Annotated in this window: 12 protein-coding genes; 3 read left to right on the top strand and 9 right to left on the bottom strand. The window is 41.4% G+C overall.

The features are described 5' to 3' along the window. Positions 1 to 73: 73 nt before the first annotated feature. Positions 74 to 328: a hypothetical protein gene (locus tag JG479_RS00750; protein WP_200219733.1), complete on the top strand. Its 255-nt coding sequence runs from the start codon at positions 74 to 76 to the stop codon at positions 326 to 328. On the opposite strand, the gene JG479_RS00745 is transcribed toward JG479_RS00750, so the two are convergent. The 4 genes from JG479_RS00745 to JG479_RS00730 form a co-directional block, all read right to left on the bottom strand. After that, positions 329 to 877 carry a DUF4124 domain-containing protein gene (locus JG479_RS00745; RefSeq protein WP_165743535.1) on the bottom strand — a complete coding sequence of 183 codons (549 nt, stop codon included), beginning with the start codon at positions 875 to 877 and terminating at the stop codon, positions 329 to 331. Between the two features lie 145 nt (positions 878 to 1,022). Continuing rightward, positions 1,023 to 1,763: a phosphoadenylyl-sulfate reductase gene (locus tag JG479_RS00740; RefSeq protein WP_002961106.1), complete on the bottom strand. Its 741-nt coding sequence runs from the start codon at positions 1,761 to 1,763 to the stop codon at positions 1,023 to 1,025. A gap of 43 nt (positions 1,764 to 1,806) precedes the next feature. Continuing rightward, the gene (gene cysI, locus JG479_RS00735; RefSeq protein WP_002961104.1) at positions 1,807 to 3,504 is read right to left on the bottom strand and encodes an assimilatory sulfite reductase (NADPH) hemoprotein subunit; all 1,698 of its coding nucleotides are present in this window, start codon (positions 3,502 to 3,504) and stop codon (positions 1,807 to 1,809) included. Positions 3,505 to 3,565: 61 nt separating this feature from the next. Further along, positions 3,566 to 5,380: an assimilatory sulfite reductase (NADPH) flavoprotein subunit gene (locus JG479_RS00730; protein ID WP_200219732.1), complete on the bottom strand. Its 1,815-nt coding sequence runs from the start codon at positions 5,378 to 5,380 to the stop codon at positions 3,566 to 3,568. A gap of 303 nt (positions 5,381 to 5,683) precedes the next feature. On the opposite strand from JG479_RS00730, the gene JG479_RS00725 reads away from it, so the two are divergent. After that, positions 5,684 to 7,309, top strand: coding sequence for an endonuclease (locus JG479_RS00725; protein ID WP_200219731.1), 1,626 nt, complete (start codon positions 5,684 to 5,686; stop codon positions 7,307 to 7,309). A gap of 421 nt (positions 7,310 to 7,730) precedes the next feature. After that, positions 7,731 to 9,230 carry a DUF3360 family protein gene (locus tag JG479_RS00720; protein ID WP_039488646.1) on the top strand — a complete coding sequence of 500 codons (1,500 nt, stop codon included), beginning with the start codon at positions 7,731 to 7,733 and terminating at the stop codon, positions 9,228 to 9,230. 93 nt (positions 9,231 to 9,323) lie between these two features. Here the strand turns inward: JG479_RS00720 and leuD are convergent, their stop codons facing one another. The 5 genes from leuD to fabR all read right to left on the bottom strand — a co-directional run bounded on the left by leuD (position 9,324) and on the right by fabR (position 15,039). After that, positions 9,324 to 9,923, bottom strand: coding sequence for a 3-isopropylmalate dehydratase small subunit (gene leuD, locus JG479_RS00715; RefSeq protein ID WP_200219730.1), 600 nt, complete (start codon positions 9,921 to 9,923; stop codon positions 9,324 to 9,326). Continuing rightward, positions 9,923 to 11,323, bottom strand: a complete 1,401-nt coding sequence (leuC, locus tag JG479_RS00710; RefSeq protein ID WP_200219729.1) for a 3-isopropylmalate dehydratase large subunit — start codon at positions 11,321 to 11,323, stop codon at positions 9,923 to 9,925. The genes leuD and leuC overlap by 1 nt, the downstream gene beginning before the upstream one ends. Before the next feature lie 60 nt (positions 11,324 to 11,383). After that, positions 11,384 to 12,460, bottom strand: coding sequence for a 3-isopropylmalate dehydrogenase (leuB, locus tag JG479_RS00705; protein ID WP_149601953.1), 1,077 nt, complete (start codon positions 12,458 to 12,460; stop codon positions 11,384 to 11,386). Further along, entirely contained in the window at positions 12,457 to 14,010 is a 1,554-nt protein-coding gene (gene leuA / locus JG479_RS00700) for a 2-isopropylmalate synthase (protein WP_002961090.1), read from the bottom strand. The genes leuB and leuA overlap by 4 nt, the downstream gene beginning before the upstream one ends. Positions 14,011 to 14,415: 405 nt before the next feature. After that, a complete protein-coding gene (gene fabR / locus JG479_RS00695) occupies positions 14,416 to 15,039 on the bottom strand; it encodes an HTH-type transcriptional repressor FabR (protein ID WP_002961087.1) in 624 nt (207 codons plus the stop codon). Positions 15,040 to 15,108 lie beyond the last annotated feature (69 nt).

The following is a 15,108-nucleotide window of genomic DNA, read 5'->3' as shown; positions in this document are numbered from 1 at the left end:
GGGCTTTTTTATATTTGCTGTTTGTTGCCTTAAATCAATGCTAAGCATTTAAAGCGTGCCTACTGAGGTAACTATGTCGCCAACAATGATAATTAGACTGCTTAAAACATCAATAGTGCTTGGGTTGTCCCTTATCGTGACTGGCCATACGTTAATTGTATCGAACTACTTTACTGTCGAGCATGGTATTAAAGGAATAATTATAGCAGCGGCATGCATTGCTGTAGGCGTGCTGCTGTCGCTTCCCACTAAAATATATTTAACAGTATTATTGATGGAAGCCGAAAAACGTTATTTAAAAAACAATAAAAGCACTCACTCTAAATAATTAAAGTGCACTTAAATTATTAATTTCTTTATTACGTTTTTCTAGTTTGTCTTTTACATTTTCGGCGTCATTAAATAGCTTTTTAACCGAATCTGGGTTCAAAATACTGATCCCCTCTGGTGCAGCCGACATTGTGTTTGGAGTTGAAGAGGTATTTAAAATAGACGTGTCTTCTGCAGCAATAACAGTAATATCTTTAGGATCGAGTTTTACTTCAATACTTTTTGCATGTGGGTTAGGTGTATCAGAAAAGTGCCATTGGCCTGTTTCGTCTTGCCACTTAAAAATTTTACCACTTGAGGTGGCATTTGTAGCAATTGGTTCATCAGAAATACTGCTCGCAATTTTATCGCCAGCTTGCTTAACGCCCAGCACTGCTTGGTCCAAAGTATTGCTAGATAGCGCGACCATTTTTTCTTTAATTTGCTGAGATTCATTGCTAATTGATGATGCAGAAAGCCATGTTTGACCATCAGGCTTTTTTAAATAAAACAAAGAGATGACTGCAATAGCCATGATTGATATAGCTAAGTAGGTAAAGTATTTCATAGCGTTCCTGCTTTAATTAATCCTTTAATGCCTTGAGTCTAATAAAAAATACTTAATTAGGCAATTTTTTCTACCCGAATAAAAGAAAATAAAAACGCAGCCGAAGCTGCGTATTTATTTGCGATTTAACTGCATCGTAGTGACGTTAAATACCGTCACCATCCATGTGTAGTCCACATTCTCGGTTTAAACCAAAAAAGCGAGTTTCTTCCTCTGTCATTCCTGGCTCTAACTTACGTGTTGTATGTACGTCACCCATCGACACATAACCTTGTTCCCATAATGGGTGGTAAGGTAAATCATGCTTAGTCAGGTACTGATACACGTCGCGGTTAGACCATTCAATAATCGGGTACACTTTAACGGTACCACGGCTTATTTCTACAAACTGTTTATCAGCACGTGTAGATGATTGATCGCGACGCAAACCACTAAACCACGTGCCCGCTTCTATCTCTTTAAGTGCGCGGGTCATCGGCTCAACTTTATTAAGCTGGTTATATTGCTTGATGCCGTCCTCGCCTTGCTCCCACAACTTGCCAAACTTAGCTTCTTGCCATGCTGGGCTTAGCTGCGCTCTATACACCTTTAAGTTAAGTGATAAACGCTCACTCATTTGTTCAATAAACTGATACGTTTCAGGAAATAAATAGCCTGTATCGGTTAATACAACGGGAATATCTGGACGTTGTGAGGTCATTAAATGCAGCATTACTGCCGCTTGAATACCAAAGCTAGATGATAAAAAAGCCGTATTAGGCAAGTTATCAAGCGCCCATGCAACACGCTGTTCTGCGCTCATATTCGCTAGCAAACCATTAGCATCAGCTAACATAGCCGCTTGGCTTTGTTTATCTAGCTGTAAAATGTTTTTAAATTCACTCATGGTAAATTCCAAACCTCACCAGCGCCAAAGCGCTGGTATTTAATTAAGCGTGAAAATCGGTTACTGATACTTTTACTTCAGCAACTATGCCTTTGCGTATAACAAAGTCACCAAAACACTCACCGTCATTGCGCTCTTTTGCCCATTGCCCAATGAGCTTATCGAATGCTTCTAGGTAAACGTCTTCGCCTACGTTCTCAAGGTACAATTTAGGAATACGTGTACCTTCTAAATTACCACCTAGGTAAACGTTGTACTTACCTGGCCCTTTACCCACTAAACCAGCTTCTGCAAGCATTGCGCGGCCACAACCGTTAGGGCAACCTACAACGCGCATAATAATGCTGTCATCTGGTATACCGTGCTTGGCAAGTAATGCTTCAGTTTTTTCTACTAGGCTTGGTAAGTAACGCTCTGCTTCGGCCATTGCAAGTGGGCACGTTGGCAGTGAAACACACGCCATAGAATTTTTACGCTGCTGCGAATCTTTGTCGTCAATCAGGCCATGGCTACGGGCAATCTCTTCAATCACGGCTTTTTGATCTGCAGGTACGCCAGCAATAATTAAGTTTTGGTTTGCCGTCATACGCATGTCACCTTGGTGAACTTCTGCGATTTTACGACAACCTGTTTTAAGCGGCTTGCCTGGATAGTCTAAAATACGACCACTTTGAATGAATAGTGTTAAGTGGTGCTTACCATCAATGCCTTCAACCCAACCAATACGATCGCCACGATGAGTAAACTCAAATGGGCGGCTTGGTGCAAACGTAACGCCTGAGCGTTTTTCTACTTCTGCTTTAAATACATCAACGCCAACACGGTCTAATGTGTATTTAGTTTTTGCATTTTTACGGTTTGAACGATTACCCCAATCGCGCTGCACAGATACAACATGCTCTGCAATTTTTAAGGTATCTTCGAGCGTAATAAAGCCAAAGTCATCAGCCTTACGCGGATAAGTTGCTGTATCGCCGTGCGTCATCGCAAGGCCACCGCCCACTAATACGTTAAAACCAACAAGTTTGCCGTTATCAGCAATTGCCACAAAGTTTAAATCGTTAGCGTGTACATCAACTTCGTTGTTAGGTGGAATAGTCACCGTGGTTTTAAACTTACGCGGTAAGTAATTAGATCCTAAAATTGGCTCTTCTGTGGTTTCTGCTTTTTCGCCATTTAACCAAATTTCGGCATACGCTTTCGTTTTTGGTAATAAATGTTCAGAAATTTTTGCAGCCCAGTCGTAAGCTTCTTGGTGTAACTCAGACTCAACAGGGTTAGTAGTACAAAGCACGTTACGGTTAACATCGCCCGCAGTTGCAATAGAGTCTATACCTACGCTGTTAAGCATTTGGTGCATGCCTTTAATATTCGGCTTTAATACACCATGAAACTGAAACGTTTGACGCGTAGTTAGACGAATGCTGCCGTAGCTTGTTTTTTCATCAGCAAACTTATCGATTGCTAACCACTGCTCTGGCTTAATAATACCGCCAGGCATACGTGCACGTAACATTACATTATGTAGCGGCTCTAGCTTTTGCTTAGCACGCTCACCACGTATATCGCGGTCATCTTGTTGATACATGCCATGAAAACGTATTAACTGAAAGTTATCGGCAGTAAAACCACCGGTAATTTCGTCTTTTAAATCTTGCTCTATGGTGCCACGTAAAAAGTTACTTTCTCTTTTCAAACGTTCGTTATCAGAAAGTTTTACGTTTTTATCTTGTTCGCTCATTTTAAATCCTAAATTTGTTACAGTGACGGCTGTTAGCTGTTAAATAAAATAAGAAACGTGATTAATACACGTCTTTCTGATAGCGGTTTGCGCTACGCAAATCTTTTAAATATTGCTCTGCGTCTTCATTGCTCTTGCCTGTGTTTTCTTTAACAATATCAAGCAAGGCGTTGTGTACATCTTTTGCCATGCGATTTGCATCGCCACAAATATAAAAGTGAGCGCCAGCTTCTAACCACTCAAACACGTCTTTACTGTTACTGCGTAATTTGTCTTGTACGTATACTTTTTCTGCTTGGTCACGGCTAAATGCAACATCTACTTTGTTAAGTAAACCCGATTTTAAATAACCCTGTATTTCTACTTGGTATAAAAAGTCTTGAGTGAAATGTGGGTTACCAAAGAACAACCAGTTTTTGCCTTGTGCTTGACGCGAATCACGCTCTTGTAAAAATGCACGGAACGGCGCAATACCCGTACCAGGACCAACCATAATCACCGGTGTATCATCGTTAGTTGGTAGGCGGAAATTGTCGTTGTGTTCGCTAAATACTTTAACTTTACAACCTTCTTCTGCACGGCGAGTTAAGTAACCTGTACAGCCACCTAAATGCTCGCTATCAAATGCATCAAACTGCACTAGACCTAGTGTTAAATGTACTTCGTCTTCAACCTCAGCTTGACTAGATGCAATTGAGTACAAACGAGCTTGTAGTTTACGTAGGCAATCTACTAATGTTTGCGCATCAATTTTTGCTGGATTTTGGCGAATCACATCAAATATTTGGCGAGGTTCAATATACGCACGCATTGCAGCTTTATCTTCTACAAGCTTTAATAATTCAGGCGTACCTGTTGCTGTTGCGTATTTTTCTACAAAACCTGGGTACGACTGAGTCAGCTCTAGCTTTTCAATAAGTGCATCGCGTACGCTTAGCTCTTCATCACCTACTTTTACAATGCTTGTTACATCTATTTGAGTAAGTGTAAGTACTTCATCAACTAATACATCGTCATTTAAAAAGTACACACCTAATGAATCACCTGGCGTGTAAGTAATGTCAGAACCTTCAAGCGAAATTTCAACGTGGCGTACATCTTTAGTTGAGTCGCGACCGGTGATTTTTTGAACAGTTAATAGCTCTGCTTCAAATGGATTTTGTTTTGTATATTGGCTTGTTGCAGAGGTAGGAGCGCCAAATGGCATTGATACAACTTGACCACCAGCGGCCTCTTGCTGCGCTTTTAAATCAGGTTCAAATGCATCAACTGCACCGGCGATCCACGTAGCAGCTTCATCTTCGTAATCTACATCTAAATCAGCACGTTGATAGATAGTTTGTGCACCGAGTTTATTTAAACGCTCTTCAAAATCTTTTGCTGTCTGACAGAAAAACTCATAGCTAGAATCACCTAAGCCAATAACCGCTATTTTTACATCGTCTAGTTTTGGCGCTTTTTTAGTGGCTAAAAATTCGTGGAGTGTTTCTGCGTCTTCTGGTGGCTCACCTTCGCCGTAAGTAGATACAACGATAGTTAAAAACTTTTCTTTTTTCAGGGCTGTTGGTTTGTAATCTGACATGCTAACAAGCTTAACTGCTAAGCCTCGCGACTCAGCCTGCTCTTTCATTTTGGTAGCTACACCTTTTGCGTTACCTGTTTGCGAACCATATAAAATAGTTAGCGCTGCTGCATCACCCGCAGCTGGTACGCCTGCCGTAGGAGCACCTAACGCAGCCGAATTAGCATTTGCAGCTAAGTAACCACTCACCCACGCTTGTTGAATTGGATTAAGTTCAGCCACTAAACCTTGCAGCTTTTGTACTTGATCTTGCGATAGCGGGCTTGCCGCAGCATTTAGTTGACCTAACAACATGAATCGATTCCCCATAACCCTGAAAATTAAACACAACACACTTTGTGTATTGTTAAAAATGAGTTTTACCTCATCCAGAGCGTATCTGTTGAGGTTTTCTAAGTTAGTAGGATAACGGGCTCAGCATAGATAAAAAAAGAATAGAATCTGCTTTGATATTCCATTTAGTTATTAATTTATAAAAATACCTTCAAAAACAGATTAAAGACTTATTATTGCTTTTTACTGCACTTTAAATTAACAATTTTGTAACCTAACTAATGTAGGGTATATTCTTCATTCAAAATAAAAATAGGAACAACTATGTTACACGGGAAATATAAAAATAAACTACTTAGTACCGCTTTGTTACTTGGCTCATTACCTGTAATGGCCAATGTAGCTAATGGCGGATTTGAACAATGGTCAGGTAATTCACCTAGCTCTTGGAGCACTATTGATAGCGGAATCAGCTTAACGCGCTCAACTAGTACAGTTAAAAGCGGTAGTAGCTCTGCTGCTGTCAATGTAACAACAGGATCGCAAAGTAACACTGATTTACTACAACAGGTTGCTGTAGAAGCTGGTAAAACCTATAACTTTTCGGCTGATGTTTACCACACCGAAGGTAAAATTAAAGCGCGCTTATATGTAGATGGCTATCAAGGCTATTCAAATCAAGCACAAACTAACCAATGGCAAACAATTAGCCATAGCTATACAGCAAGCAGTGATAAAACAATTAGTGTTGGGCTTAGGTTTTACGATGTAAGTGGATTTGATGGCAGCGAAATCGTATACGTAGATAACTTTTTACCAAATGCTGATGGCAACGCATCAACAAGTTGCACCGACAATAGCCTTACCTTAACGCTTAACACCGATAATTACGGTAGCGAAACTAGCTGGGCCGTTAATAACAATCAAGGTAGCGCTGTTGCTAACGGCAGTGGTTACGCATCAAACACTCAGTATGATGAGCAAATATGCCTAACTGATGGTACTTACACACTTGTTATTAGTGACAGCTACGGCGATGGCATGTGTTGTTCGACAGGTAGTGGCAGTTATGCGCTTAAGCAAGGCTCTACCACACTTGCTAGCGGTGCAAGTTTTAATAATACAGACAGCACGGCATTTACTTTAGGTAGTGGCTCTGGTGATGGCGGCGGGACCAACCCAACACCCACTGGCTACTATGTTACTGCTCAAGGGTTATCAGGTTATGCACTAAAAACTGAGCTTTATAATATTATTAAAGATCATAATGCACAGGGTTACTCGGCTATTTGGAATTTTTACGACTCATCTGCACGTGATAAATACTTTGAAAACGATAACAGCATTTTAGATATGTATAGTGAGAAACCAAACGGCTCAGATAGCTACAATTATACTGCGGTGAGTGACCAATGTGGTAACTATAGTGGAGAAGGCGGCTGTTACAACCGTGAGCATTCATTTCCTAAAAGCTGGTTTGGCGGCACTATTGAGCCAATGAACTCAGATGTGCATCATATTTACGCAACCGACGGTTATGTAAACTCAAAACGTAGTAATTTCCCATTTGGTGAAGTAGCAAGCGCTTCATTTACATCAACCAACGGAAGTAAATTAGGTTCTGCCGCAAGTTCATTAAATTACTCAGGTACTGTATTTGAGCCAATTGACGAATTTAAAGGTGACTTTGCTCGCGCTTATTTTTACATGGCAACGCGCTACGAAAATGTAATAGGCACTTGGCAAACCAAAACGACCTCAAGTAATGCTGTACTTAATGGTTCAAGCAACCAAGTGTTTGAAAGCTGGGTTGTAGCCATGCTGCTTAACTGGCATAACAGCGATCCTGTAAGCCAAATGGAACTTGACCGTAACCAAGCAGCCTTTGAATTTCAAGGTAATCGTAACCCGTATATCGACCACCCTGAATTTGTAGAAATAATTTGGTAAAAGCTAGCAGTTAAAACAAAAGCCTTTGCAAATGCAAAAGCTTTTAACCTTTAGTGTGTAGTATTTTTGAAGGGATTACCTCACCACCTAGCGTATTTTCAATAAAAACACTCATTTCACAGCCACTAAGACTAAAGGATAATAACCTGCCGTTAACACTATACTATTAGGTAAATAGTGCTCCGCCTCCTTAATGACTCATTCAAGATTATGATTTATAACAACTTTTAATCACCTTCTGTAGTTTTATAACTTTTAGTGTAAAGCAGTTTTTTAAATTAACTGTATTAAAAACAACCATGCACGACCTTTTGCCTATACATAGCAGCCTAAAAGCTGATCTACCCTGCATATTCAATATTCATTTGCTTTAACAAAAGCCGTATTTATTTGATTAAGCAACAATGTTGCAGGAGAACGCATGCAAACTACACCACCCGGTGATGCACCATCAAACACGCACAAGAATGCTCAAAGCTACGAGCAGCTTCACAAACCGAGTTCAGAGTTTAATACTCGCGACGAGTATCTCGAACATGAATTACAGATTATGCAGCCTAAGCGCTGGCGTCCTAATTTACCGTTTAGAGATTACCGATTTGAATTTGAAGACACCATTCCTGCAATGGCGGGCACTATTGGTAAAGTCGTTATGGTGGGGGCTATTGCAGCAACATTTGCAGCGCCTCTTGGTTTAAGCGATGCCTTTGTTTTAGAAAATGTGCGCTACGAATTACTCATTGTTTCTATTTTTATCATCTTATTCTCAGGCTTTATTTTACCAACAGCTAACTTGGCTGGTACTCATGGCCCTCTTATACCGTTAATTCCTATTGTAGTTGCAGCTGGCGGTCACCCTATGGCGTTTGGCTTACTCATTGGTGCCTTTGGTTTTATTTTGGCCATAACCAAAGGAGGAAGTATGCTCGCGCGCCTAACCAGTAAAGGTGTATGTGGCGGGCTACTCATTTATTTAGGTTTTATTGGTACTATTTCGCAGGTTAAAAAGCTGTTTGCCTGGGCTGAGGCTATTGATATGGCGCATATTGCGTTTATTGTTATTTTAGCCACCATTTTATTGTATGCGCTATTAGAGCACTTTAAAAAGCGTTGGTTAGCTGTGCCGTTAAGCTGCCTTATTGGTGGCGTGGTCGCCTTTGCCTTAGGTGCACCGTTTGAGTTTCATACTGCACCGGGTTTACCAAATATGAACCCAGCTTACTGGTGGGGCGAAAACACGGGTTGGATGCTAGGTTTACCAACGCTTGAAAGCTTTGTTGTTGTACTCCCATTTGCAGTGCTCGCCGTTGCTATGTGGTCTCCTGATTTTTTAGGCCATCAAGTATTTCAAAAAATAAGCTATCCGCAACGCACCGAAAAAGTGCAAATGAATATCGACGACACCATGCTGAGCGCATCGGTTAGACAAACATTTGGCTCACTTGCCGGTGGTGCTAACTTTACCTCATCGTGGGGAACCTACATTGTACCTGCTGCTATTGCTAAACGCCCTATTCCGGCTGGCGCCATTTTAACAGCCGTATTTTGTATTATTGCTGGTTTATGGGGTTACCCTATGGATTTAGCCATTTGGCAACCTGTGCTTTGTGTAGCGCTTATTGTAGGGGTGTTTATTCCGCTACTTGAAGCTGGCATGGAAATGACGCGCGAAGGCAAAACAACGCAATCAGCCGCTATTGTGGTGTTTGCCTCAACCTTGGTTAACCCGGCTTTTGGTTGGTCGCTTACTATGTTACTTGATAACTTAGGGCTTATTGGCTGTAAAGAACGTAGCGCTGAGCTAACTAAGATGAGCCGCTGGGTGATTCCACTTATTATGTTTGTGCTACTTACCACTGTAATGGCTATTGTAGGCATGTTACCTGGTATACCTGCGTTAATGGCTGACTTTAGACATTAAGCCTTAGGTACTGAATCTAATATTTACCCACAAAAAAGCACGGCAATTGCCGTGCTTTTCAATACGTGATTTTACTATATACAGATTAAACAATTACTGCCAAGGGCGCTCAGCTGCTAGTTTTTTTTCAAACGCATCAATCTGTGGGTTTAGTGTTTCGGTTACACCAATAAAGTCTAAACCACTTAACAAACGTTCTTTTACCTCTTTACTAATATCAAAACTAATTGGCGCAAACTTACTGCTTGTTAGTGTTTGATTTTCAAGATCGATTTCAATGTTAATATCGTCATGCTGCTCGCTAAGTACAAACAATTGCTCAAGCGTGTCGGCAGGTAACGCTATGGCTAACATTTGGTTGTTACCACAGTTATTAAAGAAAATATCTGCAAAGCTTTCAGCTAAAATAACTTCAAAACCATATTGCTTAAGTGCCCATGGCGCGTGCTCGCGAGATGAGCCACAACCAAAGTTGTCGCGCGTTAATAATATTTGCGCGCCTTGGTAGCATGGGCGATTTAAAATAAAGTCAGGGTTTGGCTCACCGTTATCTAGGTAACGCCAATCATAAAACAAGGCAGCATCAAAACCTTCACGGCTAGTTGATGTTAAAAACTGCTTAGGAATAATTTGGTCAGTATCTACATTGTTTTTATCAAGTGGAGCCATTAAGCCACTAAAAAATACGCTCATTATGCTTCTCCTCTAATATCAACAAAGTGACCATGTATTGCAGCGGCTGCCGCCATTGCAGGACTAACTAAATGTGTACGCCCGCCACGACCTTGGCGACCTTCAAAGTTACGGTTAGAAGTAGATGCACAACGCTTGCCTGCTTCTAGGCGGTCATCGTTCATCGCTAAACACATAGAACAACCTGGTTCGCGCCATTCAAAGCCTGCGGCTTTAAAAATATCGGCTAAGCCTTCGTCTTCAGCTTGTTTTTTAACTAAGCCAGAGCCCGGTACAATTAACGCCTCTATGCCGGCTACAACTTGCTTGCCTTCAACAATCTTTGCAGCAGCGCGCAAGTCTTCAATGCGGCTATTTGTACATGAGCCAATAAATACCGTGTCTACTTTTGCGCTTGATAATTTATCGCCCGCTTTTAAGTCCATGTATTTAAGCGCGCTGCGAATTGCATCAGCTTTAATTAAATCTGGTTCTTTATCTGGATCGGGTATGCACTCATCAACACCAATTACTTGCTCTGGGCTTGTGCCCCAGGTAATTTGTGGTTGAATGTCGTCAGCATTTAGCTCAACAACTAAATCAAAGTGTGCGCCTTCGTCTGTTTTTAAGGTTTCCCAATATTCAACGGCTGCATCAAAATCTGCGCCTTTAGGTGCAAACGGACGATCTTTTAAATAATCATAAGTAATTTGGTCAGATGCAATTAAACCCGCTTTTGCACCCATTTCTATGCTCATATTACATAGCGTCATACGGGCTTCCATTGAAAGCGCTTCAATGCCTGCACCACAAAACTCTGCTACATAACCTGTGCCACCAGCAGTACCTAACTTGCCAATTACCGCCATAATTAAATCTTTAGCCGTAACTGTTGGACGCAATACACCGTTAATTTGAATTTTTAACGATTTCGCCTTTTTTTGCTGTAGCGTTTGCGTTGCTAATACGTGCTCAACCTCAGACGTACCAATACCATGCGCTAATGCGCCAAACGCACCATGCGTAGAAGTATGGCTATCGCCACATACAATGGTTGTGCCTGGCAAAGTAATACCTTGCTCTGGGCCCATTACGTGCACAATGCCTTGGTTAATTGAGTTTAAATCGTAAAGTACAATACCAAACTCTTTACAGTTTTTATCAAGCGCCATTAATTGGTTTTTAGATACTTCGCTTGCGGCATCAAGTGATCGGCTCTTAGTCGATACGTTATGATCCATCGTTGCAAAGGTTTTTTCTGGGCAACGTACAGTACGGTTTTTTTCACGTAGACCTGCAAAAGCCTGCGGAGAAGTAACTTCATGCACTAAATGGCGGTCAATATAAAGTAAGTCGGTTTGCTCATTTATGCTGGCAACGGTATGTGCTTGCCAAATTTTGTCGTATAACGTCTGGGCCACTTGCTAATTCCCTAATCTGTTTGAGTTGCAGCATAACGGTGCTGCAACTTTAATATGTTATTAAATGCGTGAAACGATAGCGGCTGCCACATCGCTTGTGCTGTAACCGGCATTTGGATATATATCTGGCGTGCCTACACCTGCTTCTACGGCTTCTGCTACTGCTTTTTCAATGGTGCGCGCAGCTTCGTCTTGCCCTAGCGAGTAACGTAACATTAATGCGGCACTTAAAATTTGTGCTATTGGGTTTGCAACGCCTTTACCTGCAATATCTGGTGCTGAACCGCCTGCTGGCTCATACAACCCAAAACCCGATTGATTCAAGCTTGCCGAAGGTAATAAACCCATTGAGCCTGTGATCATCGCGCACTCATCTGACAAAATATCGCCAAATAAGTTATCGCAAAGTAGTACGTCAAATTGGCTAGGCTGTTTAACTAACTGCATAGCGGCGTTATCTACGTAAATGTAATCTAGGCTGACTTCTGGGTAGTCTTTGCTTACTTCGGTTACTACTTCGCGCCATAATACGCTTGATGCAAGTACGTTTGCTTTATCAACAGAGGTAACATGGTTACTACGTAATTTTGCAGCTTCAAAAGCAAAGCGTGCAATACGTTCGATTTCTTTTCGTGAGTATGTTTGCGTATCAAATGCAAACTCTTCTTCGCCTTCGCCGCTACGGCCTTTTTCGCCAAAATAAATGCCGCCGGTTAGCTCGCGCACACATAAAATATCAAAACCTTTTTCGCTAATATCAGCGCGAAGTGGTGACGCTGCACTTAATGCAGGTAATAACTGTGCAGGGCGCAGGTTACAAAACAAACCAAAGTGCTTACGAAGCGGCAATAACGATGCGCGCTCAGGCTGCTCGTTTGGTGGTAGGTTTTCCCATTTAGGACCGCCTACCGAACCAAATAAAATAGCATCAGCGTTTTCGCACGCAGCAAGTGTACTCTCTGGTAATGCTTTACCAAATTCGTCAATGGCTGCGCCACCAATTGCATAATGCTCACGGTTCAGGGTAAAACCAAACTTATTGCTCACAGCATCAAGTACTTGTTCTGCTGCTGCCATCACTTCTGGACCAATACCGTCGCCAGCTAATACGGCAACGCTGTAGTTTGTTTTACTCATCCTGCTTTCCTTTGTTGTTTTAAATCAGACACTTTTTGTGCACGATAAATTAAGTTATAAACACGGATCATGGCGCGTACCGACGCTTCAACCACATCCGCTGCAATGCCCGCACCGTGGTAAGGTCGGCCATCGTATTTAGCTATAATATTCACTTGGCCTAATGAGCTTGCACCTTGGCCTGTCGCTTCTAAGTTATATTCAATCATTTCAACGCTCATACCGGTTAAGCGCTCAATAGCTGCAAACGAGGCTTCTACTGGACCATTACCTGTCGCGGCTTCTTGTTTAGCTTCGCCATCAATGCGCATTCCAATCGTAGAGCTTGCTACCGATTGTGAGTTAGAAGCTGAGTTAACAAATTCTAATTGGTATTTTTCGTCTTTATCGTTAATTTGATTAAAGTAAATCATCGCCTCAAGGTCGTAATCGTATACGGTGCCTTTTTGGTCAGCCAATTCGATAAAGCTTTTATATAAGCCATCCATATCGTAATCAGATTTTTGATAGCCTAACTCTTCTAAACGGTGCTCAATAACATGACGACCCGAACGCGAAGTCATATTTAATTGGTTACTTGGCACACCAACGCTTTCTGGCGACATAATCTCATAAGTATTTTGCGCTTTTAATACACCGTCTTGGTGAATGCCAGAACTATGCGCAAAGGCGTTTTCGCCAACAATCGCTTTATTTGGTTGTACTGGCATATTACAAATTTTAGCCACTTGGCGAGATGCGCGGTAAATTTCTTCACTTTTAATATCTGTGTATACTTTTAAATGGTCTTTACGCATTTTCATGATCATCGCCACTTCTTCAAGCGAGCAGTTACCAGCCCGCTCACCAATGCCATTAATAGTACACTCAATTTGGCGTGCACCGGCTTGCACTGCAGCCACCGAGTTTGCTACTGCTAAACCTAAATCGTTGTGGCAATGCACACTTAAACGCGCTTTATCAATATTTGGCACGTTATTCATTAAATGACGGATCATTGCGGCGTACTCATCTGGCGTTACAAAACCAACGGTATCTGGCAAGTTAATAGTTGAAGCTCCGGCGTTAATTGCCTGCTCAACAATTTTACATAAATCCCAATGCGGGGTACGACCGGCATCTTCACACGAAAATTCAACATCATCAGTATAGTTACGTGCTAATTTAATTGATTTAACAGCCATTGCCGTTGCATCGTCTAGGCTCATACGTAATTTATGTTCAAGGTGCAAAGGGCTTGTAGCAATAAAAGTATGAATACGGCTTTGCTGAGCTGTGCGAAGTGCTTCGCCACAGGCTTCAATGTCTTTGGCAACAGAGCGTGCTAAACCACAAATAATCGGACCTTTTACCTCGGTTGCAATACGTTGCACCGAGCGAAAATCAGCAGGGCTCGAAACCGGAAAACCCACTTCCATCACATCCACATTCAAGCGGCTAATTGTATGCGCTAATTGAATTTTATCATCTTCAGTAAGGCTTGCTTTAAGTGCTTGCTCACCATCACGTAAGGTGGTATCAAAAATCCATACTTTATCTTGCTCTTGCATAACTGCCCCTCATTCCTATGTTACCCAAATTTCAATTAATCCCAGCCGCGAGATAAAAAAAACCCCGCAATTGCGGGGTTTTTAGTGTTCAACTCGATGCAAACACACTAATCCCCGCTCACTGACCATAGCAGTAAGAGGTTAAGTTTTAGTGTAATTAAACGAATAATATGCATCTTGTTTTCTTGTGTGTGTGTTCAGTGAAGCCTATTTTTAACATTACAAAGCGACGGAAGCAAGCATAAAAATTCCACAAAACAGATTTAAAAACGATTCAATTGGGTTTTTTAATTCAACCAAGACACCTATTAAGAATTAAAATAACAAATACATGACTAGTGACGCTTAAATTAATAAGCACTGCAATATACCGTGCTTATATTAACTTTTTACAATTTTTTTAAGCTATGCTTCTTTACTCGTTTCTCTTACGTAATGCCCGGCTCCACGAGTAATATAACGCAGCTGCCAAATAACGCGCTCAATCAATTCGTCGCGTTGCAATCCTTCTATATCGAGCGCCTCTGCACCCGCATTAAATACGAGCGTTACCATAGATTCCGCCTGAATATAGGCATGCATAGCATTACATTTAGTTTCGCTTTCTAAATAATGAGCCAGCTCTAAAATAAAATGTTTTACCTCGCGCGCTACTGCGGCTCTAAATGCTTTAGAAGTCCCGGAGCGCTCTCGTAGTAATAATCTAAATTGGTTACTTGAGTTATCAATAAACTCCATAAAAGTAACCACTGAGGTATTTATAACACTGCCGCCATCGTTCGCTATTCGTCTGCGAGCTTGACGCATAAGTTGGCGAAGGGTTAAACCGGCTTCGTCTACCATGGTTAAACCTAACTCATCCATGTCTTTAAAATGACGATAAAAAGAAGTTGGGGCAATACCAGCTTCTCGTGCTACTTCGCGTAAACTTAAATTCGAAAAACTATGATCAGCACTCAGCTGATTAAATGCCGCTTGAATTAACGCCTGTCGTGTTTTTTGTTTCTGTTGCGCTCTAACACCCGACATCAACAGCTCCCTGAATTATTTTATATGAATATTTAGTGATATTAGCTCAATTGTACAGTCTAATACTTG

It is taken from the genome of Pseudoalteromonas sp. LC2018020214, assembly GCF_016598755.1.
GTDB lineage: Bacteria > Pseudomonadota > Gammaproteobacteria > Enterobacterales > Alteromonadaceae > Pseudoalteromonas > Pseudoalteromonas distincta.
The sequence above is the reverse complement of the archived record's forward strand: the minus strand, read 5'-3'. Positions and strand labels throughout refer to the sequence as shown.

Excerpts from the sequence above, each read along its gene's own strand:
- JG479_RS00750 (WP_200219733.1), top strand. The coding sequence starts at position 74 with ATGTCGCCAACAATGATAATTAGACTGCTTAAAACATCAATAGTGCTT.
- JG479_RS00745 (WP_165743535.1), bottom strand. The coding sequence starts at position 877 with ATGAAATACTTTACCTACTTAGCTATATCAATCATGGCTATTGCAGTC.
- JG479_RS00740 (WP_002961106.1), bottom strand. The coding sequence starts at position 1,763 with ATGAGTGAATTTAAAAACATTTTACAGCTAGATAAACAAAGCCAAGCG.
- cysI (WP_002961104.1), bottom strand. The coding sequence starts at position 3,504 with ATGAGCGAACAAGATAAAAACGTAAAACTTTCTGATAACGAACGTTTG.
- JG479_RS00730 (WP_200219732.1), bottom strand. The coding sequence starts at position 5,380 with ATGTTGTTAGGTCAACTAAATGCTGCGGCAAGCCCGCTATCGCAAGAT.
- JG479_RS00725 (WP_200219731.1), top strand. The coding sequence starts at position 5,684 with ATGTTACACGGGAAATATAAAAATAAACTACTTAGTACCGCTTTGTTA.
- JG479_RS00720 (WP_039488646.1), top strand. The coding sequence starts at position 7,731 with ATGCAAACTACACCACCCGGTGATGCACCATCAAACACGCACAAGAAT.
- leuD (WP_200219730.1), bottom strand. The coding sequence starts at position 9,923 with ATGAGCGTATTTTTTAGTGGCTTAATGGCTCCACTTGATAAAAACAAT.
- leuB (WP_149601953.1), bottom strand. The coding sequence starts at position 12,460 with ATGAGTAAAACAAACTACAGCGTTGCCGTATTAGCTGGCGACGGTATT.
- leuA (WP_002961090.1), bottom strand. The coding sequence starts at position 14,010 with ATGCAAGAGCAAGATAAAGTATGGATTTTTGATACCACCTTACGTGAT.
- fabR (WP_002961087.1), bottom strand. The coding sequence starts at position 15,039 with ATGTCGGGTGTTAGAGCGCAACAGAAACAAAAAACACGACAGGCGTTA.